Raw genomic sequence first — 21710 nt, 5'->3', positions numbered from 1 at the left:
GTAGCAAGGACCAGGTTAACGATCCGGCTCGATGCCCCGCGTACCCGCGGTCAGTTGGCCGCGGGTGTGACCGCGTATGCGGTGTCGACGCTGTAGGTGGTGAACCCCAAGCGCTGGTAGGTGCGCACGGCGGCGACGTTGTCCGACTCGACGTAGAGCATGACGGTGGGATCGGCGGCGTCGGCCAGGCGGCGGGCCAACCATTCGATGCCGACGGCGGTCAACGCCTGGCCCAGTCCGCGGCCCTGGGCCGACGGATCGACGCCCACGACGTACACCTCCCCCAAACCGGGCCGATCGAGGTGCACCTTCGTCCAGTGAAAACCCAGCAGCCTGCCGCCCTGATCGCCGGCGGAGTCATCGAACGCCAGAAATAAGCCGGCCGGGTCGAACCACGGTTCGTCGCGCCGCTCCGCCAGTTCGACGTCGGTCCAGCCGCCCTGCTCGGGGTGGTAGGCAAACGCGGCGTTGTTGACGCGCAGCAGCTCGGCGTCGTCGGCCGTGCCCGCATAGGTGCGGATCTGCACCCCGGGCACCGACGGCGCGGTGTCGGGGAGATCGCGCAGCGAGCGTCGCATCTGCATCAGTTCCCGCACGGGCGCCAGGCCTAGCGCGGACGCGGTCGCGCGGGCGGGCTCGAGCGTGCCGTGCGCCCAAAACCGGTTGCTCGCACCCGTTTTGGCCAACGCCGCGCGAATCAGCGCGGCCCCGATCCCGCGCCGACGCGCCCGTGGGTGCACGACGAGTTCGGCCATGGCCGTCTCGCCCTCGCGGGCCGGGCTGAGATTGAGATAACCGATGATTGCGCCGGCGTCGTCCGAGGTGATCCGCAGGTGCTCGGTGCGGTCGTGTCCGAGTTCGCGCAGTACCTGCTCGCCGACGGGCGCCACCCCATCGAATTCCGTTGCAGCACCGACAAGTTCGCGCACGCCCCGCTGTTCGTCGTCGGTCAGCGTCCGGCGCCAGTCGGGCGGGATCACTGAGTGTGCAAGGGATCGACCAACGGATCTTTGACATCCTCGGAGTCGGATTCCGCATTGGATTCGCCGCCATCCGTGCCGTCGGGGTCGGACGAGTCGGCCGCCGGAGTGCGGCCGCGGGCCGGGCGGACCGCCTTGTAACCCACGTTGCGGACCGTGCCGATCAACGCCTCGTGCTCGGAACCGAGTTTGGCCCGCAGCCGACGCACGTGCACATCGACGGTGCGGGTGCCGCCGAAGAAGTCGTACCCCCACACCTCATGCAGCAGCTGCGCCCGCGTGAATACCCGCCCGGCGTGCTGAGCCAGGTACTTGAGCAACTCGAATTCCTTGTAGGTGAGATCGAGCGGGCGGCCACGCAGCCGGGCGGTGTAGGTGCCTTCGTCGATCACCAACTCGCCCAGGCTCACCTTGCCGGCGCTTTCCTGGTCCGCGAGCCCGCCGCGGCGGCCGACCACCAGCCGCAGCCTCGCGTCGATCTCGGCCGGCCCGGTGGTGGGCAGCAGGATCTCGTCCAGACCCCAGTCCGCGCTGATGGCCACCAGCCCGCCTTCGCTCACCACCGCCAACACGGGAACCGACCGGCCGGCGGTGCTCAGCAGGCGGCACAGCCCACGCGCGGACGACAAATCGGTGCGCGCATCCACGATCACGGCGTCCGCCGTCCCGGCCTCGAGCAGCGAAGCTGGTTCCGGCGGCGCCGTCCGCACGGGATGCGGAAGCAGCGACAACGAGGGCAGGACCGGATCGGGATGCAGCTCCGAGGTCAGCAGTAAAAGCTCCAACTAGTCCCTCCAGCTCGGGGGAACGGCATCTCCCAAATTCACAACGCCATCACGCGTTAGTTACCAGGTCATCTAACGATAACGTGTTACCTGGTTTTTTCGCGTGGCGGACGAGCCACTGTGAGCCCCGCCACGGGCGATCCGGCCCCGCCGGGGGTTACGCCACAATATGCGGGTGCGCAAGGTGCTGATTGCCGTGACCGCGACCGCGATCCTGCTGGCCGTGGTCGCCCTCGGCGCGATCGGAGTCGACTACGGCACCAGCATCTATGCCGAATACCGGCTGTCGGCCAGCGTGCGCAAGGCGGCCAACCTGGGCAGCGACCCGTTCGTGGCCATCGTGGCGTTTCCCTTCATTCCGCAGGCCATGCGCGGCAACTACGACCAGGTGGAGATCAAGGCCAACGCCGTCGAACACGCAATGACCGGCAAAGCCACCCTCGAGGCCACGATGTACTCGGTGGATCTCGCGCATGCGGCGTGGCTGATCACGCCCGACGCGAAGCTCGCCGTGCACAAGCTGGAAAGCCGCATCATCATCGACTCGACCCACCTGGGCCGCTACCTGGGCATCAGCGACCTGATGGTCGAGGCCCCGCCCAAGGAAACCAACACCTCGACCGGCGGCGTCACCGCGTCGGGCATCTCCGACAGCCATGGGCTGGTGTTCACCGGCACGCCCAAATCCTCCGGCTTCGATCACCGCGTCAGCGTCTCGGTCGACCTGTCCATTGCCCCCGATGACCCGGCGACGTTGGTCTTCACCCCCACCGGAGTGCTGACCGGGCCGGACACCGCCGACCAGATCGTCCCCGCCGACAAGCACGACGCGGTGCTGCACGCCTTTGCGGGCAGGCTTCCCGATCAGCGGCTTCCCTTCGGCGTCGCGCCCACCACCGAGGGCGCGCGCGGCTCCGACGTCATCATCGAGGGCATCACCTATGGAGTAACGGTGTCCCTCGATGGGTTTAAACGGTCATGACGCACGCTGACGATGCCGCCGAACGCGGCGATGGCCAGGGGTGGCGCGCATGATGACGGTGATCGTGGTGACCGTCGCCGCGCTCGCCGTCGCGACGCTGCTCGGCTGGCTGTTGACACGCCGCTCCGGCAGCATCCGGGCAATCGATCCCGGGCCGGATCGCGACCCCGCCGCCGACGTCGCAGCCCTGGGACTTTCCCGCGGCGGCCCGACCGTCGTGCATTTCAGCGCCCCGTGGTGCGGGCCGTGCGACCGGGTGCGCCGGGTCGTCACCCAGGTCTGCGACGACCTGGGCGACCCGGGATCTCCGATAGCCCACGTCGAGGTCGACCTGGACGCCAATCCCGAGACCGCACGCCGTTATTCGGTGCTGTCCCTGCCCACCACGTTGATCTTCGACATCGACGGGCGGCAGCGCTACCGGACCTCGGGAGTGCCCAGCGCCGCCGACCTGCGGTCCGCCCTGAAACCGCTGTTGGCTTGACCACGGTGTCATTGGGTAAGCTGACCGACGTGTTAGCCCGCCTCGAGCCCATGCTCACCAAGCGCCGCGCAGTTGCGCTGTGCCGCACCGCGGGCTGTTGTTGTTGCTGTTGCTGCTGAGTAGCCGCGCCTTCGCGTAGCACTCGGAGCGGGCCCGGATCCCGACCGTGGCACCTCTCCCATCGTCGTTTCCGTCAGCAACAGGGGTATTCGAGGAGTAACACCTTGCCGAGCAGCAACACCGCCACGCAGCCCGACCTCGTCGACGTGCGTGGACCACGATTTGCCGCGTGGGTGACCACCGGGGTCTTGATCCTGACGCTGGTCGTGTCGGCGGTCAGCCCAGCCGCCGCGGCGGCGATCCTTGCCATCCAGGCCGTCATCTTCGCCATCGGCGCCGTCGCCGGGCCCCGCCAGCACCCCTACGGCCGGATATTCGCCGCCGTCGTCGCGCCCCGGCTGGACCCGGTGCAGGACCGCGAACCCGCCGCGCCGCTGAAGTTCGCCCAACTCGTCGGCCTGATCTTCGCCGTGCTGGGTACGGCCGGTTTCGCCGCCGGTGCCGTCCTGGTCGGCGTCATCGCCACCGCGGCCGCCCTGGCGGCCGCGTCCCTCAACGCGGCCTTCGGAATCTGCCTGGGCTGCCAGCTCTACCCACTGGTGGCCCGCTTGCGAGGCGGCGCGCGCCCCACCTGACCTGCTGTAACCAAAAGTGATCGAAAGGACCCACTCCATGGCACGCTCCGACGTCCTGGTCTCGACCGACTGGGCTGAGAGCAATCTCGACGCCTCCGGCGTCGTCTTTGTCGAAGTCGACGAGGACACCAGCGCTTACGACGCCGGTCACATCCCCGGCGCGATCAAGCTGGACTGGCGCTCCGATTTGCAGGACCCGGTCAAGCGCGACTTCGTCGACGCCCAGCAGTTCTCGAAACTGCTCAGCGAGCGGGGCATCTCCAATGACGACACCGTGATCCTCTACGGCGGCAACAACAACTGGTTCGCCGCGTACGCGTACTGGTACTTCAAGCTGTACGGCCACGAGACGGTCAAGCTGCTCGACGGCGGCCGCAAGAAGTGGGAGCTCGACGGCCGCGCACTGTCCAGCGATGCCGTCAGCAGGCCCGCGACGTCGTACACGGCGGCCGCACCGGACAACAGCATCCGGGCGTTCCGCGACGACGTCATCGCGGCCATCAACGTCAAGAACCTGGTCGACGTGCGCTCCCCCGACGAGTTTTCCGGCAAGATCCTCGCGCCCGCGCATCTGCCGCAGGAGCAAAGCCAGCGGCCCGGCCACATCCCGGGCGCCATCAACGTGCCCTGGAGCAAGGCCGCCAACGAGGACGGCACCTTCAAGTCCGACGAGGAGCTGGCCGAGCTGTACGCCGCGGCCGGCCTGGACGGCGACAAAGAAACGATCGCCTACTGCCGCATCGGCGAGCGGTCGTCGCACACCTGGTTCGTTCTCTACGAATTGCTCGGGCACAGGAATGTCAAGAACTACGACGGCAGTTGGACGGAATACGGCTCCCTGGTGGGAGCCCCGATCGAGTTGGGAAGCTGATATGTGCTCTGCACCGAAGCAAGGACTGACGTTGCCCGCCAGCGTCGACCTGGAAAAGGAAACGGTGATCACCGGCCGCGTCGTGGACGGCGATGGCCAGGCAGTGGGTGGCGCGTTCGTCCGCTTGCTGGACTCGTCGGACGAGTTCACCGCCGAGGTGGTGGCCTCGGCCACCGGTGACTTCCGGTTCTTCGCCGCTCCCGGATCCTGGACGCTGCGCGCGCTGTCGGCGGCCGGCAACGGGAACGCCGTCGTGACGCCGTCGGGCGCCGGCATCCACGAGGTCGACGTCAAGATCGCCTGATCGGCCAGCTGCCCGCGACTGTGCCGCGACGGGGCGAATAGACTTGTCCCCGTGGTGCTGTTCTTCGAGATCATGCTGGTTGTGGCGGTCGTGGTGATTTCATGGTTCGCCCTCTACACCCTCTATCGGCTCATCACTGACGAGTCGTGACGCGCGCCGGCGACGATCCAGAGCGCAGCGATGGGGAGGAACCGTTGAGTGCGGCTAGTTCCGGCGACCGGGCGGTGGCCGCCGCCGCTGAGCGCGCCAAGGTGACCGCCGGCCGCAACATCCCGTCCTTCGATGACCTGCCCCTTCCCGCCGACACCGCCAACCTGCGCGAGGGCGCGAATCTCAATGACGCGCTGCTGGCGTTGCTGCCGCTGGTCGGCGTGTGGCGCGGCGAAGGCGAGGGCCGCGGCCACGACGGCGACTACCGGTTCGGCCAGCAGATCGTGGTCTCGCACGACGGCGGCGACTATCTCAACTGGGAATCCCGCTCCTGGCGGCTGAGCGCGACGGGCGATTACCAGGAGCGCGACCTGCGTGAGACCGGTTTCTGGCGCTTCGTCAACGATCCCGACGACCCCAGCGAATCGCAGGCGATCGAGCTGCTGTTGGCCCATTCGGCGGGCTATGTCGAATTGTTCTACGGGCGCCCGCGCACCCAGTCGTCGTGGGAGCTGGTGACCGATGCGCTGGCCCGCAGCAGGTCCGGCGTGCTGGTCGGCGGCGCCAAGCGGCTCTACGGCATCGTCGAGGGCGGCGATCTGGCCTATGTCGAGGAGCGGGTCGACGCCGACGGCGGCCTGGTGCCGCATCTTTCGGCGCGGTTGTCCCGGTTCGCCGGCTAGCAGCTCGGTAGCGGCCGCCGGCATGGAGCGGCCCCCGAGCCGTATTCCAGGTCGGACAAAACCGGAAGCTCGGGGGCCGGGTGACTGCGGGGAATTCGCCAGCGCATCTGTATCGCCGGCTCTTCCGAGAGCCGATGCAGCTAGCGCGCAGCCACCTCACATGTCCATGAAGCTATCAATTTCTCGGACCACCTCCTTCCTTGTGTACGGCCGACCGTACCCGCGAATCCCAGAGGCGACAACAGGATTCAGCGCTCAGCGATCGCTGACGATGGCGGCGTCGACCAACTCGGCGAAGTCCGCCGCCATCGGCGACCGCGGCAGCGGCAATCCGTTGAGGGTATGCACCCGGGCGGCCAACGTCATGCTCGAGATCAGCCAAACACCTTGCGCAGCAACCAGATCCGCGACACGCAGCGCCCGGTAATCGCAGTCGTACCCCTTGGCCCGGGCGACCTCAAACAGGGCCTGCTGGGTGGTGCCGCGCAAAATCGGATACCACGGCGGGGGCGTCAGCAGGCACGGCATGCCCTCGGGTGCATCGGAGTCGGTGGCGATCACCACGGTCGAGCGTGGGCCCTCCAGGATGTAGCCGTCCGTGCTGACGAAGATGACGTCACCGGCATCCTGGCGGGCTGCGTGACGCAGGGCGGCCATGTTCACCGCGTAGGACAGCGTCTTGGCGCCGGCCAGCAGCCACGGCATCGCGTCGACGCCCGATGCGGGCAGGCCGCGATCGAGAGTGATGGCCGCCAGTCCGTCGCGTCGGACCGCCGTGACGCGTTCGGGAACGCCGTTGACCATGACGTAGGCCGTCGGCGTCGAACCGTCCTCCCGGCCACGGCTGTAGATCAGCCGCATCGCGCCTTCGTCCGCGGTGCCCGCGCACCACTGCCGGGTGGCCGCCTCGATCGCACTACGCCAGCGCGGCAGATCCGGGGCGGGCAGATCGGTCAGCACGGCCGACTGGGTCAGCCGCTGCAGATGCGATTCGATCAGACAGGCCCGGCCGTCGCGCACCAACAGCGTCTCGAAGACGCCGTCGCCGCGCACCGCCGCCAGGTCGTCGGCGTGCAACAGCGGCGCGTCCGGCGAATGGACTTCGCCGTCCAGCGTGACGATCACACCGTTCGGGCCAGCCATGGTGGAGAAGCCTATCGGCTCACCGCTCCCGGGCCGAATGTGAAGCCGGCCGCACAGTCGTCGACGAACGTGCGGCGAGCTGCACACTCGTTGGGCGCGCACTCGACGGCCGTAGAGTTGACGTGTGAGCCACCCCGTCCCCGCACCCGATTCCGGACCCGACGCCGGCGCCGTCTGGCATTACGGTGACCCGCTGGGCGAGCAACGCGCGGCCGAAACCGACGCGATCGTGATCGACCGCTCCCACCGCGGTGTGCTCACCTTAACCGGCAACGACCGCCAGACGTGGTTGCACAGCATTTCGACGCAGCACGTCAGCAACCTGCCCGAGGGCGGCAGCACGCAGAATCTGAGCCTGGACGGTCAGGGCCGCGTCGAGGACCACTGGATCCAGACCGAGCTCGGGGGCACCACCTACCTCGACACCGAACCGTGGCGCGCCGAGCCGCTGCTGGAATACCTGCGCAAGATGGTGTTCTGGTCCGAGGTCACCCCGACCGACGCCAATCTGGCCGTGCTCTCGTTGCTGGGCCCGCGGTTGGCCGACCAAACGATCCTCGACGCGCTCGGAGTGGACGCGCTGCCCGCCGAGCTGTCCGCGGTTCCCCTCGACGGCGGGTTCGTGCGACGGATGCCCGGCACGCCTGCCGGCCCGGTCGAACTGGACCTGGTGGTTCCGCGCGCCGACGCCGGTGACTGGCGAAACCGGTTGTCGCAGGCCGGAGTGCGGCCCGGCGGCGTGTGGGCCTACGAAGCCCACCGGGTCGCGGCAGTGCGGCCACGGCTCGGCGTCGACACCGATGAACGCACGATTCCTCACGAGGTGGGTTGGATCGGCGGCCCCCGCGAGGGCGCCGTCCATCTGGACAAAGGCTGTTACCGCGGGCAAGAGACCGTCGCGCGGGTGCACAACCTGGGCAGGCCACCCCGGATGCTGGTGTTGCTGCACCTGGACGGCTCGGTGGAACGGCCGTCGACGGGCGAGCCGGTGCTGGCCGGCGGACGTACCGTCGGCCGCCTCGGCACCGTGGTCGATCACGTCGACCTCGGACCGATCGCGCTGGCGCTGCTCAAGCGCGGGCTGCCCGCCGAGACGGAATTGGCGACCGGTCCGGAGGCCGCGGTCGCCGCCGTGATCGACGTCGATTCCCTGCCTCCCACCGAACACATCGGCGCCGGGCGACTGGCCGTTGAACGGTTGCGGGGCGGTGCGGGATAATGAACGGTAACGTCCGCCACAGCGAGCAGGGGGCACCGACGCCCACTGGCGGGGCACGGTAAACTGTTGGCAGGACAATACGACACCAGGAGATCGGAGCCGCCTACTCGTTAGGCCGCTCCGTTATTGCGCGAGGGGGTTCCCCCATGGGCCGCGGCCGGGCTAAGGCAAAGCAGACCAAGGTTGCTCGAGAACTCAAATACAGTTCTCCGCAGACCGACTTCCAGCGGCTTCAGCAAGAGCTGTCCGGGACTGGCTCCGACGAGCCCACCGAACTGGACACCGACGGCGCCGACGGATCCTGGGACGACCAGGACAGCTGGCGGCGCTAGAACCAACGCCTCGGCGCCGATGCCTCGAGCACCGGCGCCGCATCAGTTCAGCTGAGGTCCGGGGCCCTCAGAATCTCGGGTGCTGACCGACGAGCTTGGCCCGCGGGCCCGCCTTTCCACCTTTGCCGACCGTGCCCAACACCCAGCAATCCAGGTGCCGGGCGGTCAGGATGGCCAACGCGCGGTCGGTGTCTTCCGGAGCCACGACGGCGATCATGCCGACGCCCATGTTGAACGTCTTCTCCATCTCTTCGCGTGTCACCCGGCCGCGCTGGGCGATCATGGCGAACACCGGCGCGGGCGTCCAGGTGCCGCGGTCCATTTCGGCGACCAGCCCGTGTGGGATGACGCGCGCCAGGTTTCCGGCGAGTCCACCGCCGGTGACGTGGCAGAAGGTGCGGACGTGGGTTTCGGCGCACAGCGCGAGACAGTCCTTGGCGTAGATGCGCGTGGGCTCCAGCAGCTCTTCGCCCAGGGTGCGGCCGAACTCCTCGACGTAGCCTTCCAGGTTCATCCGGTCGATCTCGAGGAGGACCGTGCGGGCCAGCGAATACCCGTTGGAGTGCAGGCCCGACGATCCCATCGCGATGATGACGTCGCCGGGTTTGACCCGATCGGGCCCCAGCACGTCGTCGGCCTCGACGACACCGATGCCAGTGGCCGAGATGTCGTAGTGGTCCGGTTCCATCAGGCCGGGGTGTTCGGCCGTCTCGCCACCGAGCAAGGCGCAGCCTGCCCGCACGCACCCTTCGGCGATGCCACTGACGATGGCGCTCAACCGTTCCGGCACCGTGCGGCCGACGGCGATGTAGTCCTGCAGGAACAGCGGCTCCGCGCCGCACACCACGAGGTCGTCGACCACCATCGCCACCAGGTCCAGCCCGACGGTGTCGTGCTTGTCCATCGCCTGGGCGACCGCCAGCTTGGTTCCGACGCCATCGGTGGAGGCCGCGAGCAACGGCTCGCGGTAGTCGCCGCGTAACGCGAACAAGCCGGCGAATCCGCCCAAGCCGCCCCGCACCTCGGGTCGCGTGGCCTTCGTCGCCAGCGGCTTGAATAGTTCGACGGCGCGATCGCCGGCTTCAATATCCACCCCGGCCGACGCGTAGGTGATGCCCTGACTGCCTGAGTGGCGCGCGGGGCTCTTTCCGGGATCCGTCATCGCGATAAAGGCTACCGGGCGGCGCTGACCGCCGGTATCAAACGTCGGCGAAGGAGCGCAACCGAGTCAGTGCACCACCGGCACTTCGCCGGCCGCGAGATCGTCGAGCCCGGCACCGCGCGCGGCGTTGGCGAGCATGTGCTCGATGACGTTCTTGCCCAGCGCGGTCTCCTCGGGCAGCTCGATCGGATATTGGCCGTCGAAGCAGGCGGTGCACAACCGCGAGGCCGGCTGTTCGGAGGCCGCGACCAGGCCGCGCAGCGAGATATAGCCCAACGAGTCGGCACCGATGGCGTGTCGCACCGCCTCGAGCATCTCCTTTTTGTCTTCGACCGCGTTGGCGATCAATTCGGCCGGCGACGGGAAGTCGATGCCGTAGAAGCAGGGCCACTTGACCGGGGGCGACGCGATGCGCACGTGCACCTCGACGGCACCGGCCTCGCGCAGCATCCGCAACAGGGCGCGCTGGGTGTTGCCGCGCACGATGGAGTCGTCGACGACGATGAGCCGCTTGCCGCGGATCACCTCGCGAAGCGGGTTGAGCTTCAGCCGGATGCCGAGCTGGCGGATGGTCTGGGACGGCTGGATGAAGGTGCGCCCGACGTAGGCGTTCTTCATCAGCCCCTGGCCGTAGGGGATGCCCGACTCCTGCGCGTAGCCGACCGCGGCGGGGGTGCCCGACTCGGGCACGCCGATCACCAGGTCGGCCTCCACGGGGCGTTCACGGGCCAGCCGGCGGCCGATCTCCACCCGGGTCGCGTGCACGGACCGGCCGGCGATCGTGCTGTCGGGTCGCGCCAGGTAGACGTACTCGAAGACGCAGCCCTTGGGGGTGGGGTTGGCGAAACGTGTGGAGCGGACGCCGTCGGCGTCGATCGCCAGCAATTCACCCGGCTCGATGTCGCGGACGAACGAGGCGCCGACGATGTCGAGCGCGGCCGTTTCGGAGGCCACCACCCAGCCGCGGTCCAGCCGTCCGAGCGAAAGGGGCCGCACCCCATGCGGATCGCGGCACGCGTACAGGGTGTTCTCGTCCATGAAGGTCAAACAGAACGCGCCGCGCACGGTCGGCAGCAGATCCAGCGCGGCCTGTTCCAACGTGGAGTCGGCGGCGCCGTGGGCCAGCAGCGCGCCCAGGATGTCGGAGTCCGTCGTCGCCGGGGCCGGGGCGCGTTTGGCGATCAGGCCCTCGTCGCGGGCGCGGGCGGCGAGCTCGGCGGTGTTGACCAGGTTCCCGTTGTGCCCCAACGCAACCCCGGTGCCGGCCGCGGTGTTGCGGAACACCGGCTGGGCGTTTTCCCAGGTGGTGTCGCCGGTGGTGGAGTACCGGCAGTGCCCGATGGCGACGTGGCCCGGCATGGCGCCCAGCGTCTGCTCGTCGAACACCTGGCTGACCAAACCCAAGTCCTTGAAGACCAGCACCTGCGATCCGTCGGCGACGGCGATACCGGCGGCTTCCTGCCCGCGATGCTGCAGCGCGTACAAGCCGTAATAGGTGAGTTTGGCGACGTCCTCGCCCGGGGCCCAGACCCCGAATACGCCGCATTCCTCACGGGGTGCGTTGAAGTCCTCGTCGGGCTCTTGGGCGGTCACGATTGGGCGGCTCCCCGGGGAACGGTTGGTGACGCTAGGGAGTCTACGGGCACCGGCGCCGAGCCGCCGAATCCACCAGGCGTGTTGAGCGACGAAATACCCGCACCGGACCCTAAAGGTGCAGTTCAGGGTTGCATTCAGCCCACATCGAACAACGGCAGGCAGTGGTCAATCTCACCGGCACGGGAGCCGGAAAGTCGCAGCGTACCGGCGCCCTTCGCCTCGGCGAACGACAACTTGCCGGTGACTAGGAGCAGCCAGGTCCGCGGATCGGTCTCCACCACGTTCGGCGGGGTGCCGCGGGTGTGCGTGGGTCCGGCGACGCATTGCACCGCCGCGAACGGCGGGATCCGCAGCTCCACGCTTCGTCCCGGCGCCTCCGCGGCCAGGGTGCGGGCGGTGAGCCGCACGGCCGCCGCCAATTCGTCACGGCTCGGTGCCGGGGTGGTTTCGTCAGCCAACCATTGCGCCACGGCCAACACGGCCTGCCGGGTCTTGGCCGGATCGGCCTTGTCGCGCGGCGCCATACCCTAGGGTCTCAAAATCATGGAGCCCCGTCGCTTGCGGGCGCGGCCACCGTACAAGACCGTCGGCCTGGTGACGATCGTGGTCATGGCGCTGATCGTGTTGCTGCTGTATGGGCAGTTCCGGGGCGACCTCACGCCCAATACGCAATTGACGATGGTGGCCCCGCGGGCGGGGCTGGTGATGGACCCCGGGTCCAAGGTCACCTACAACGGGGTCCAGATCGGCCGCGTGTCGAGCCTTTCGGAGGTCACCCATCGCGGCAAGCCGGCCGCGAAAGTGGTGCTGGACATCACCCCGAAGTACGTCAAGCGGATTCCGGCCAATGTCGCCGCCGACATCAAAGCGACCACGGTGTTCGGCAACAAGTACGTTGCGCTCAGCGCGCCGAATCACCCTGCGGCGCATTCGATCACGCCATCCATCGTGATCGACGCGACTTCGGTGACAACCGAGTTCAACACCCTGTTCGAAACGGTCACCTCGATCGCCGAGAAGGTCGATCCGGTTAAAGTGAACCTGACGCTCAGCGCGGCCGCGCAGGCGTTGACCGGGTTGGGTGAGAACCTCGGCCGGTCGCTGATCGACGGCAACGCCATCCTCGACGACGTGAACCCCCGGATGCCGGCGCTGCGCACCGACATAGCGCAGCTGGCGGCCCTCGGCGACACTTATGCGCACGCCTCCCCCGACCTATGGGACGCGCTGGACCACGCGGTGACCGCCGCGCGCACGCTCAATCGCCAGCAACGCGATCTGGATCAGGCGCTGCTGGCGGCCGCGGGATTGGGCAACGCCGGCGCGGATGTTCTCGGTCGCGCGGGGCCGTACTTCGCGCGCGGTGCCGCGGATTTGGTGGGAAGCAGCCAGCTGCTCGACGAGTACAGCCCCGAAATCTATTGCACCATCCGCAATTTCGACGAGGTCGCGCCCCGGGTCCACAACGCGCTGGGCGACAACGGGTACTCGCTGGGCGCCCACGCCTCGGGCGCTATCGCCGGTGCACCCAATCCGTACATCTGGCCGGAGAACCTGCCCCGGACCAACGCCCGGGGCGGACCGGGCGGGCGACCGGGGTGCTGGCAGAAGATCACGCGAGAACTGTGGCCCGCCCCGTTCCTGGTCATGGACACCGGCGCGAGCATGGCTCCCTACAACCACTTCGAGGTCGGTTCACCCCTCGCGGTCGACTTCGTGTGGGGCCGCCAACTGGGTGACTACACCATCAACCCCTGACGGCGCCCCGAGACCTCGCGGCCAACACCGCGATGGCGCCGGCCTCGTTGATGGCAAGGTGGGCCAGCATCGGTGCGGCGAGGCTGCCGGTGCGATCGGCCAGCCAACCGAACAGCCAGCCGCCGAGGCCGGTGACCAGCACGGTGGCCGCCACGGGTTCACCGGTCGCGCGGGCATCGGGGATGTGCGAGAGGCCGAAAGCGATGGCTTGCAGCACCCTTCCGCCGCGTCTGCCGAACGCCGCGGAGCCGGCGGTGGCCAGCGCCCCGCGGAAGGCGGATTCCTCGGACCAGACCGTGCCCACGGGTATCCGCACCAGCAGCCAGTCCGGCGCGGAGGCGGGCGGTTCCCGGACGGCCATCGATTGGCGCACCGGTGGCAGGCGGGTGGTCGCGGCCACCGTGCTCGCCGCCGAGAAGGCGACCGCCGACCCCAGCCGCAGGCCGGCCCACAACCGTGGCGGCCCCAGGCCCAGCGGGGCCCGCGTCACCAGCACCAGCGCGCCGCCCAGGCCGGCCTGCAACGCCATCCGCCACCGGGCCGGCAGCCGCGGGCCGGCGAAGCTCCAACCGACCAGGGCGGCGGCCAAAGACAGGGCGTAGGCTTGACGAGAACGCCTGGCAGGCATCAGGATTCGATGCCGGCGCTCATCCGAAGAGGCGCGGCAGCACCGACTCGGAGGTCTCGCGCAGTTCGGCGAGGGAAACCGTGAACAGTCCCTGGACCTCCACCTCGTCGGAGGCCTGGTCGACGACGCCGATGCGCACCGCCGGCAGGCCACGCGCCTCGCACATCGAACGGAACCGGCTCTCCTCGGTGCGCGGCACCGCCACCAGCACGCGGCCCGCCGACTCGGAGAACAACTGCACGAACGGATCGGCACCCTCGGGAAGCACGATGCGACAACCGGTTTCACCGGCCAGGGCGGCCTCGACGACGGCTTGGGCGAGGCCGCCTTCGGACAGGTCGTGCGCCGCGGACACCAGGCCGTCGCGCGACGCCGAGCGCAACACCTCGGCCAGCAGCCTTTCGCGGTCCAGGTCGACCTTGGGCGGTAACCCACCCAGGTGATCGGCGGTCACCTGCGCCCACACCGATCCGTCGAACTCGTCGCGCGTATCGCCCAGCAGCATCAGCGTTTCGCCCGGCTCGGTGCCCAAGCCGGTGGGGATGCGGCGACCGACGTCGTCGATGACGCCGAGGACCCCGACCACCGGGGTGGGCAGGATCGCCGTCGACCCGGTCTGGTTGTAGAAGCTGACGTTGCCACCGGTGACCGGAATCCCCAGGGCCGCACAGCCTTCGGCCAGGCCCCGCACCGCCTGGGAGAACTGCCACATCACGCCGGGGTCTTCGGGCGACCCGAAGTTGAGGCAGTTGGTCACCGCGACCGGGGTGGCGCCGGTGACGGAGACGTTGCGGTAGGCCTCGGCCAGGGCGAGTTGGGCGCCGGCGTAGGGATCCAGCTTGGTGTAGCGGCCGGACGCGTCGGTCGACAGCGCGATACCGCGGCCGGTGACCTCGTCGACGCGGAGCATGCCACCATCGGCGCGCTCGGCCAGCACGGTGTTGCCCCGCACGTACCGGTCGTACTGCTCGGTGATGAACGCGCGGCTGCACAGATGCGGACTGCCCAGCAGGGCAAGCAAAGTCGCGCGCAGCTCGTCGCCGGTGGCGGGCCGCGGCAGCCGCGTCGAGGCGTCGGCGTTCAGGGCGTCCTGGGTGTCGGGGCGAGCGACCGGACGCTGGTAGACGGGGCCCTCGTGGGCGACCGTGCGCGGCGGCACGTCGACGACGGTCCGACCGTGCCAGGTGATCCGCAGCCGGTCGCCGTCGGTCACCTCGCCGATCACGGTGGCCAGCACGTCCCACTTGCGGCATACCGCCAGGAAGGCGTCGACGTTCTCCGGGGTGACCACCGCACACATCCGCTCCTGGGACTCGCTGCACAGGATCTCCGCGGGCGTCATGCCGGTGGTGCGCAGCGGCACGTTCTCGAGCTGGATCGCCATGCCACCGTCGCCAGCCGACGCTAATTCCGAAGTGGCACAGGATAATCCGGCACCACCCAAGTCCTGTATGCCGACCACCAGTTGCCCGGCGTACAGCTCGAGACAGCACTCGATGAGCACCTTCTCCATGAACGGGTCGCCCACCTGGACCGACGGCAGTTTCTTGCGCGAGTTCTCGGCCCCCCCATCAGCGCTGAAGGTGTCCGACGCCAGCACCGATACCCCGCCGATGCCGTCCAGCCCGGTGCGCGCGCCAAACAGGATGATCTTGTTGCCGGCGCCCGAGGCGAACGCCAGATGCAGGTCCTCCTGCCGCAACACACCGACGCACATGGCGTTCACCAACGGGTTGCCGGCGTAGCACGCGTCGAAGACGGTCTCACCGCCGATGTTGGGCAGACCCAACGAGTTGCCGTAGCCCCCGATGCCGCGGACCACGCCGTCGACCACGCGGCGGGTGTCCGGCGCGTCGGCCGCGCCGAACCGAAGCTGGTCCATCACCGCGACGGGCCGCGCGCCCATCGCCATGATGTCGCGGACGATGCCGCCGACACCGGTGGCCGCGCCCTGGTACGGCTCGACGTAGGAGGGATGGTTGTGCGATTCCACCTTGAAGGTGACCGCCCAGCCGTCGCCGATGTCGACGACGCCCGCGTTCTCGCCGATCCCGGCCAGCATGCCGGCGCGCATCTCGTCGGTGGTGGTCTCGCCGAAGTAGCGCAGGTGCACCTTGGACGACTTGTACGAGCAGTGCTCGCTCCACATCACCGAGTACATCGCCAGTTCGGTTTCGGTGGGGCGACGCCCCAGGATCTCGCGAATGCGCTGGTATTCGTCGTCTTTGAGGCCCAGCTCGCCGAACGGCTGCGGCTCGTCGGGGGTGGAGGCGGCGTGCTCGACGGTGTCGATCGCGTGGGTGCGCGCACTCGTCCCGGAGACAGTCACGGGACACAGTCTAGGGCTGGACATCGGCAAGGCGCTCTCGCCGCCCTACCGGGCGCGACGAACGTTTGCACCTGTAGTCGGCGGGTAGCCGCACAGTGTCCGAAGAGCAATCAACCGGAGTACGAAATGACAGTCGAAACCGGACACATCACCGGCACCAAAGACAAGAACTACAACCTGATTTGGTACACCGAGAAGTGCCTCGACAACGCGTTGCGGTTAGAGACCTACATCCAGGACGCCGAGCGCGCCGGGGACAAGGACGTGGCCGAGTTGTTCCGCAAGGCGCAATCAGACAGCCGCAAGGGCGCCGAGATGGCGGAACAGCTGCTGGCCAAGCGCCTCTAGCCGGCGATCTCTGCCAGCGCCGCGGCCGTATCCAGGTCGGCGTAGGCGAACGAATACCGTTGGGCCAGCGCGAGCGCGATGTCGGGGCGCTGCCAGAGCTCCCCGGCGCTGGCGGTGCACAACCAGAGGGTCAGCCCGTGCGCCACCGAGGCCCGGTACCGCAACCAGACCTCGTCGGGGCTCGGCATCTCCGCTTTCGGCAGGCCGAGCGCGCCGCGGTACTCCTCGAGGAGATCGCGCTCGCTGCGGCGGCGATCCTCGACGGTCAGGGCGCCCTGCAGGAAGTAGCCCAGGTCGAGTGACCAGTTGCCGCGCCGGGCCACCTGCCAGTCGAGGAACCCCACCTCATCGCTGGGCAGCAGGTAGGTGTTGCCGATGTGCGGATCGCCGTGCAGCAGGGTCTGCGGCGACGCGGTCAGCGTTCTGATGTAGGGCTTCCAGATCGATTCGATCAGCGCGTCGATGGTCAGCGAGGTCACCTGCTCGGGGGCGTCCGGGCCGAGGCGCTCCAGCGCGGCCGGCAACGGCGCCATTTCCATGCCGTCCCAGGGCAGGAACGGCTCGAGCCACTCCAGCGCCGGCTCGGTCAGAACCCGTTGGCCCCAGTACCGTCCGTGCATGCGGGCCAGGCCGCGCACGCCGGTGGCGACCTGCTCAACGGTCATCGGCCTGGTGGCGTCGCGGGGATCGGCGCCCCGCGCGGTGAGGTCTTCCATGACCATCACGAAGTCGTAGGCGGCCTCGTCGATCAACGCGGTGTAGACGCGCGGGTGCTCGAGGGGCAGGTCGACCCCGCAGGTGAACAGCCGCGGCTCGTGAAACATGCCGCTGGTCATGCGGATCAGTTCCTTGTGGTCGGGGTCGGCGGCCTTGACGAACACCGACGCCGGTCCGCTGCCGTTGCGGTAGGTCACCCCGAGGCGGGCGCGCCGGTTGGTGCCGTCGTCGCGAACCTCCACGGTGACGGTGTCCACCTCGACGCCGGGATGCGCGGCGGCCAGCGCCGCAGACATCCACTGCGGCGAGATGTCATCCCAGGTCGTGGGCACCGACAACGCGGGGGCATTCATGGGTGGACTCCTTCGTCACGGACCGCCGAGCATAGAAACGACACGTATCGTTTCCTACACTTGTCCCGGTGAAGGTAACCCGAGCGCACGCCCGCCCGCCAGTCCCGAATCGGTTCGCCGCCGCAACCGGGCGCACTTAGGCTCGGCCCACATGTCAGACGAGCGGGCCGGCCGGCCCCGTGACACCCGGCTGCATCACGCGATCCTCGATGCCACCCGCGAACTCCTGACCACCGGCGGCTACGCCGAGTTGTCGATGGAAAGCGTCGCGGCGCGCGCCGGCGTGGGGAAGAAGACCCTCTACCGGCGCTGGCCATCGAAAGCCCCGCTCGTCGCCGAGGCCGTCCTGGAGGCGTACGGCGGAACCGGGTCATTTCCCGTCGCCGAGACCGGGGACCTGCGCGCCGACCTACAGGCGTGGCTGCGCGAGCACGCCGACTTCCTGGCGCAGCCGGCGAACGCCGCCTTGGTGCGGGCGCTCATCGCCGCGGCGGCCGCCCGCCCGGCCGACGGCGACGATCTCTACCAGCAGCTCAGCGCGCCCCAGCTGGACGGGTTGACGACGCGACTGCGCCGGGCCGTCCGGGACGAGGAACTGAGCGCCGCCGCCGACCTCGACGCGATCGCCGAGGCGCTGATCGGCACCATGCTGTTTCGCGCGTTAACCCACGGGGGCGCAACCGATTTCGCCGCGGAGGGACCGCGAACTTTCGATGGGCTGCTCGACGCGGTCCTGCACGGCGCGGCCGCGACCAAGCCCGAGTAGGCCGTCAGGCCGGCGACAAGAACGCGTGCATCGCCGCCGAGTAGGCGGCCACGTCGTGCGCGCCCATCAGCTCGCGCGCGGAGTGCATCGCCAACTGCGCGGCGCCGACGTCGACGGTGGGGATGCCGGTGCGCGCGGAGGTCAACGGCCCGATCGTCGATCCGCACGGCAGGTCGGCCCGGTGCTCGTAGCGCTGCAACGGCACCCCGGCCTGCTGACAGGCCAGCGCGAAGGCCGCGGCGGTGCGGCCGTCGGTGGCGTAGCGCAGGTTCGGGTGCACCTTGAGCACCGGCCCCGCGTTGACCGCGATCGGGTGGCCGGGCTCGTGCCGCTCCGGGTAATTGGGGTGGGTGGCATGCGCCATGTCCGCGGAGGCCAGCAGCGACGCGGGCAGCCGGCGCAGGTAGTCCTCCCGGGTGCCGCCCGCCGCCAGCACAATTCGTTCCAGGACGGTGCCCAACAAGTCCGATTGCGCGCCGTGGTCCGAGGACGAGCCGACCTCCTCGTGATCGAAGAGCACCAACACCGGCAGGTAGCCCGCGCCCTGCTCCCATGCCAGCAGCGCTTCCAGTCCCGCGTAGCAGCTGGCCTGGTTGTCCAGCCGGGGCGCGCTCAGCAGGTCCGCGGTTCCGTCGTCCGAGGCACCGATCACCGTCGAGGGAGTCAGGTCGTGCGTCATCAGGTCGGCGGCCAGCACGTCGGTGGGCGCCAGTTCGGCGCGCTCGGCGACGTAATCGACGAAGGACCGCGCCGTCTCGCCGACGCCCCACACCGCGTTGAGGTGTCGCTGCGGGTCCAGCGTCAGCGACTTGCGATCCTCGGCCAGGTGGATGGCCAGCTGCGGCACGCGAAGGATCGGCTCGTCGATCCGGATCAGGCGGTGCGCGATCCCGGTGCTTTGACCCTTCGCCCGCACCGACAGGCGCCCGCTGATTCCCAGATCGCGGTCCAGCCAGGAGTTGAGCCACGCGCCCCCGTACGGCTCGAGCGCCACCACCCGCCAGCCGGCGACCACCCGATCGGGATGCTGCTTGACCCTGAGGTTGGGGCTGTCGGTGTGCGCTGCGACGACCCGGAACGGCCCATCGGCTCCCGCCGAATTCCAGGCGACCAGCGAGCCCGCCCGCACCGTGAAGTAGCGCCCGGGCACCGACGGCCAGCGTTCGGCCTCGCTCAGTTCGGTGTACCCGGCGGCGATCAGCCGGGCGGCCACCGTGGCGCAGACGTGAAACGGCGACGGCGACGCGTCGATGAACTCGCAGAGTCCTTGTGCGCTCGCCGAGGACTTCGTCTGGTTTCGAGGCCCGCCGGACATGTTGACATCATGGCTGTCCGAGCCCGCGGCGTTCCCGCTAGGGTCGATTGCGCGCTCCTTGCTCGCGCCGCTTCCGGCGCTCACCGTCGCCACGCGGGGGTCCATTGCGCGCTCCTTGCTCGCGCCGCTTCCGGCGCTCACCGTCGCCACGCGGGGGTCCATTGCGCGCTCCTTGCTCGCGCCGCTTCCGGCGCTCACCGTCGCCACGCGGGGGGTCCATTGCGCGCTCCTTGCTCGCGCCGCTTCCGGCGCTCACCGTCGCCACGCTAGGGTCACCAGAGTGCCCCCCGTCCAGCCGCAACCCATCCTCGCGCCGCTGACGCCCGCGGCGATCTTCCTCGTGGTGACCATCGACGACGGTGGAGAGGCAACCGTCCACGACGCGCTGCAGGACGTATCCGGACTGGTGCGCGCGATCGGTTTCCGCGAGCCGCAGAAGCGGTTGTCGGCGATCGCCTCGATCGGCTCGGACGCCTGGGACCGCTTGTTTTCCGGGCCGCGTCCCGCCGAACTGCATCGGTTCATCGAACTGAACGGCCCGCGTCACAACGCTCCCGCCACGCCCGGGGACCTGTTGTTCCACATCCGGGCCGAGAGTCTGGACGTCTGTTTCGAACTGGCCGACCGGATCTTGAAATCGATGGCCGGCGCGGTCAGCGTCGTCGACGAGGTGCACGGCTTCCGGTATTTCGACAACCGCGACCTGCTCGGGTTCGTCGACGGCACCGAGAACCCGGACGGCCCACTTGCCGTCAGCGCCACCGCGATCGGCGACGAGGACCCCGACTTCGCCGGCTCCTGCTACGTGCACGTCCAGAAATACGTGCACGACATGTCCGCGTGGAACGCGATCTCGGTCACCGAGCAGGAGCGAGTGATCGGCCGCACCAAGCTCGAGGACATCGAACTCGACGACGACGTCAAGCCGGATGACTCCCACATCGCCCTCAACGTCATCACCGACGACGACGGCACCGAACTGAAAATCGTCCGGCACAACATGCCATTCGGCGAGCTCGGCAAGGGCGAGTACGGCACGTACTTCATCGGCTATTCGCGCACACCTCGAGTCACCGAACGGATGCTGCGCAACATGTTCCTCGGCGACCCGCCCGGCAACACCGACCGCATCCTCGACTTCTCCACCGCCATCACCGGCGGGTTGTTCTTCTCCCCCACCGTCGACTTTCTCGATGATCCCCCACCCCTGCCCGCAACGCCGGCGGCGGCGGAAACGTCTGTTGCACAGGACGGCTCACTTTCGATCGGCAGCCTGAAAGGAACCACTTCATGAACAACCTCTACCGCGACCTGGCACCGGTCACCGAAGCCGCCTGGAAAGAAATCGAATTGGAGGCGACCCGGACATTCAAGCGCCACATCGCCGGGCGCCGGGTCGTCGACGTCAGCGAGCCCGGCGGTCCCGTCGCCGCCGCGGTCAGCACCGGACGGCTGGCCAACGTGGCCTCACCCACCGAGGGCGTGGAGGCGCACCTGCGTGAGAGTAAACCGCTTGTACGGCTTCGCGTTCCGTTCACCCTGTCGCGCTACGAGATCGACAACGTCGAGCGCGGCGCCAACGACTCCGACTGGGACCCGGTCAAGGCGGCGGCGAAGAAGCTCGCGTTCGTGGAAGACCGGGCGATCTTCGAGGGCTACGCCGCCGCGTCGATCGAGGGCATCCGTTCCGCCAGCTCCAACAAGACGCTGACGCTGCCGGCGGACCCCAGCGAGATTCCCGACGTCATCACCCAGGCGATCTCCGAGCTCCGCCTGGCCGGCGTCGACGGCCCGTACTCGGTGCTGCTGTCCGCCGACGTCTACACGAAGGTCAGCGAGACGACCCAGCATGGATACCCGATCCTCGAACACATCGACCGGCTGGTTCCCGGAGACATCATCTGGGCCCCGGCCATCGACGGTGCCTTCGTGCTGACCACCCGCGGCGGCGATTTCGACCTGCAGCTCGGGACCGACGTCACGATCGGCTACACCAGCCACGACGCGGACACCGTGCAGCTGTATCTGCAGGAGACGCTCACCTTCCTGTGCTACACCGCGGAGGCGTCCGTCCCGCTGACCGCGTAGCAACACACCCCTCGCTCTGTCG

Annotated in this window: 23 protein-coding genes; 13 read left to right on the top strand and 10 right to left on the bottom strand. The window is 68.9% G+C overall.

The features are described from left to right. Positions 1-50 precede the first annotated feature (50 nt). Both mshD and K883_RS12340 read right to left on the bottom strand, forming a co-directional pair. The gene (gene mshD / locus K883_RS12345; protein WP_020821576.1) at positions 51-980 is read right to left on the bottom strand and encodes a mycothiol synthase; all 930 of its coding nucleotides are present in this window, start codon (positions 978-980) and stop codon (positions 51-53) included. Beyond that, on the bottom strand, positions 977-1765 hold the full coding sequence (locus K883_RS12340) for a winged helix-turn-helix transcriptional regulator (RefSeq protein WP_014710924.1): 789 nt from the start codon (positions 1763-1765) through the stop codon (positions 977-979). The genes mshD and K883_RS12340 overlap by 4 nt, the downstream gene beginning before the upstream one ends. A 169-nt stretch (positions 1766-1934) precedes the next feature. Between K883_RS12340 and lmeA the strand changes: the two genes are divergently transcribed. From lmeA to K883_RS12305, 6 genes are all read left to right on the top strand, one after another. Beyond that, a complete protein-coding gene (lmeA, locus tag K883_RS12335; RefSeq protein ID WP_014710923.1) occupies positions 1935-2747 on the top strand; it encodes a mannan chain length control protein LmeA in 813 nt (270 codons plus the stop codon). A gap of 49 nt (positions 2748-2796) precedes the next feature. After that, positions 2797-3231 (top strand): thioredoxin family protein, encoded by a 435-nt coding sequence (locus K883_RS12330; RefSeq protein WP_014710922.1) that lies wholly within the window; start codon positions 2797-2799, stop codon positions 3229-3231. A gap of 224 nt (positions 3232-3455) precedes the next feature. Beyond that, the gene (locus K883_RS12325; RefSeq protein WP_014710921.1) at positions 3456-3926 is read left to right on the top strand and encodes a DUF4395 domain-containing protein; all 471 of its coding nucleotides are present in this window, start codon (positions 3456-3458) and stop codon (positions 3924-3926) included. 37 nt (positions 3927-3963) lie between these two features. After that, positions 3964-4797 (top strand): sulfurtransferase, encoded by an 834-nt coding sequence (locus tag K883_RS12320; protein ID WP_014710920.1) that lies wholly within the window; start codon positions 3964-3966, stop codon positions 4795-4797. A gap of 1 nt (position 4798) precedes the next feature. Beyond that, the gene (locus tag K883_RS12315) at positions 4799-5101 is read left to right on the top strand and encodes a DUF1416 domain-containing protein (RefSeq protein WP_008263909.1); all 303 of its coding nucleotides are present in this window, start codon (positions 4799-4801) and stop codon (positions 5099-5101) included. A gap of 146 nt (positions 5102-5247) precedes the next feature. Then, on the top strand, positions 5248-5934 hold the full coding sequence (locus K883_RS12305) for a heme-binding beta-barrel domain-containing protein (protein ID WP_014710919.1): 687 nt from the start codon (positions 5248-5250) through the stop codon (positions 5932-5934). A 255-nt stretch (positions 5935-6189) separates the two neighbouring features. Here K883_RS12305 and K883_RS12300 read toward each other — a convergent pair whose 3' ends face one another. Continuing rightward, on the bottom strand, positions 6190-7059 hold the full coding sequence (locus K883_RS12300; protein ID WP_014710918.1) for an aminodeoxychorismate lyase: 870 nt from the start codon (positions 7057-7059) through the stop codon (positions 6190-6192). Positions 7060-7201: 142 nt separating this feature from the next. Here K883_RS12300 and K883_RS12295 point away from each other — a divergent pair, with 142 nt between their 5' ends. Beyond that, the gene (locus K883_RS12295; RefSeq protein ID WP_014710917.1) at positions 7202-8296 is read left to right on the top strand and encodes a CAF17-like 4Fe-4S cluster assembly/insertion protein YgfZ; all 1095 of its coding nucleotides are present in this window, start codon (positions 7202-7204) and stop codon (positions 8294-8296) included. Between the two features lie 146 nt (positions 8297-8442). Continuing rightward, on the top strand, positions 8443-8628 hold the full coding sequence (locus K883_RS12290; protein ID WP_008263905.1) for a DUF3073 domain-containing protein: 186 nt from the start codon (positions 8443-8445) through the stop codon (positions 8626-8628). A gap of 67 nt (positions 8629-8695) precedes the next feature. Here K883_RS12290 and purM read toward each other — a convergent pair whose 3' ends face one another. From purM to K883_RS12275, 3 genes are all read right to left on the bottom strand, one after another. After that, on the bottom strand, positions 8696-9790 hold the full coding sequence (purM, locus tag K883_RS12285) for a phosphoribosylformylglycinamidine cyclo-ligase (protein WP_008263904.1): 1095 nt from the start codon (positions 9788-9790) through the stop codon (positions 8696-8698). A gap of 66 nt (positions 9791-9856) precedes the next feature. Beyond that, positions 9857-11383 (bottom strand): amidophosphoribosyltransferase, encoded by a 1527-nt coding sequence (gene purF / locus K883_RS12280; protein WP_008263903.1) that lies wholly within the window; start codon positions 11381-11383, stop codon positions 9857-9859. A 137-nt stretch (positions 11384-11520) separates the two neighbouring features. Further along, positions 11521-11910, bottom strand: coding sequence for a sterol carrier family protein (locus tag K883_RS12275; RefSeq protein ID WP_014710916.1), 390 nt, complete (start codon positions 11908-11910; stop codon positions 11521-11523). Positions 11911-11929: 19 nt separating this feature from the next. Between K883_RS12275 and K883_RS12270 the strand changes: the two genes are divergently transcribed. Next, complete coding sequence (locus K883_RS12270; protein ID WP_036454602.1) at positions 11930-13144, top strand: MCE family protein; 1215 nt, start codon at positions 11930-11932, stop codon at positions 13142-13144. Here K883_RS12270 and K883_RS12265 read toward each other — a convergent pair. Next, complete coding sequence (locus K883_RS12265; protein WP_179945063.1) at positions 13134-13772, bottom strand: Rv0804 family intramembrane glutamic endopeptidase; 639 nt, start codon at positions 13770-13772, stop codon at positions 13134-13136. The two genes, K883_RS12270 and K883_RS12265, sit on opposite strands and share 11 nt — an antisense overlap. A gap of 19 nt (positions 13773-13791) precedes the next feature. Beyond that, the gene (purL, locus tag K883_RS12260) at positions 13792-16125 is read right to left on the bottom strand and encodes a phosphoribosylformylglycinamidine synthase subunit PurL (RefSeq protein ID WP_085976424.1); all 2334 of its coding nucleotides are present in this window, start codon (positions 16123-16125) and stop codon (positions 13792-13794) included. A 102-nt stretch (positions 16126-16227) separates the two neighbouring features. On the opposite strand from purL, the gene K883_RS12255 reads away from it, so the two are divergent. Continuing rightward, complete coding sequence (locus tag K883_RS12255) at positions 16228-16449, top strand: hypothetical protein (RefSeq protein WP_008263898.1); 222 nt, start codon at positions 16228-16230, stop codon at positions 16447-16449. On the opposite strand, the gene K883_RS12250 is transcribed toward K883_RS12255, so the two are convergent. Then, positions 16446-17519, bottom strand: a complete 1074-nt coding sequence (locus K883_RS12250; protein WP_014710912.1) for a phosphotransferase — start codon at positions 17517-17519, stop codon at positions 16446-16448. The two genes, K883_RS12255 and K883_RS12250, sit on opposite strands and share 4 nt — an antisense overlap. 151 nt (positions 17520-17670) lie before the next feature. On the opposite strand from K883_RS12250, the gene K883_RS12245 reads away from it, so the two are divergent. Further along, complete coding sequence (locus K883_RS12245; RefSeq protein WP_014710911.1) at positions 17671-18285, top strand: TetR/AcrR family transcriptional regulator; 615 nt, start codon at positions 17671-17673, stop codon at positions 18283-18285. A 4-nt stretch (positions 18286-18289) separates the two neighbouring features. Here K883_RS12245 and K883_RS12240 read toward each other — a convergent pair whose 3' ends face one another. After that, a complete protein-coding gene (locus K883_RS12240) occupies positions 18290-19600 on the bottom strand; it encodes a M18 family aminopeptidase (protein WP_104150639.1) in 1311 nt (436 codons plus the stop codon). Between the two features lie 280 nt (positions 19601-19880). Here K883_RS12240 and K883_RS12235 point away from each other — a divergent pair, with 280 nt between their 5' ends. Both K883_RS12235 and K883_RS12230 read left to right on the top strand, forming a co-directional pair. Next, the gene (locus tag K883_RS12235) at positions 19881-20894 is read left to right on the top strand and encodes a Dyp-type peroxidase (RefSeq protein ID WP_020821570.1); all 1014 of its coding nucleotides are present in this window, start codon (positions 19881-19883) and stop codon (positions 20892-20894) included. Then, the gene (locus K883_RS12230) at positions 20891-21688 is read left to right on the top strand and encodes a family 1 encapsulin nanocompartment shell protein (RefSeq protein WP_009951922.1); all 798 of its coding nucleotides are present in this window, start codon (positions 20891-20893) and stop codon (positions 21686-21688) included. The genes K883_RS12235 and K883_RS12230 overlap by 4 nt, the downstream gene beginning before the upstream one ends. The last annotated feature ends 22 nt before the right edge of the window (positions 21689-21710 follow it).

Origin of the sequence: Mycobacterium sp. TKK-01-0059 (assembly GCF_000709305.1) — a bacterium.
Lineage (GTDB): Bacteria > Actinomycetota > Actinomycetes > Mycobacteriales > Mycobacteriaceae > Mycobacterium > Mycobacterium intracellulare.
This window is presented reverse-complemented; position numbering and strand designations above follow the sequence as displayed.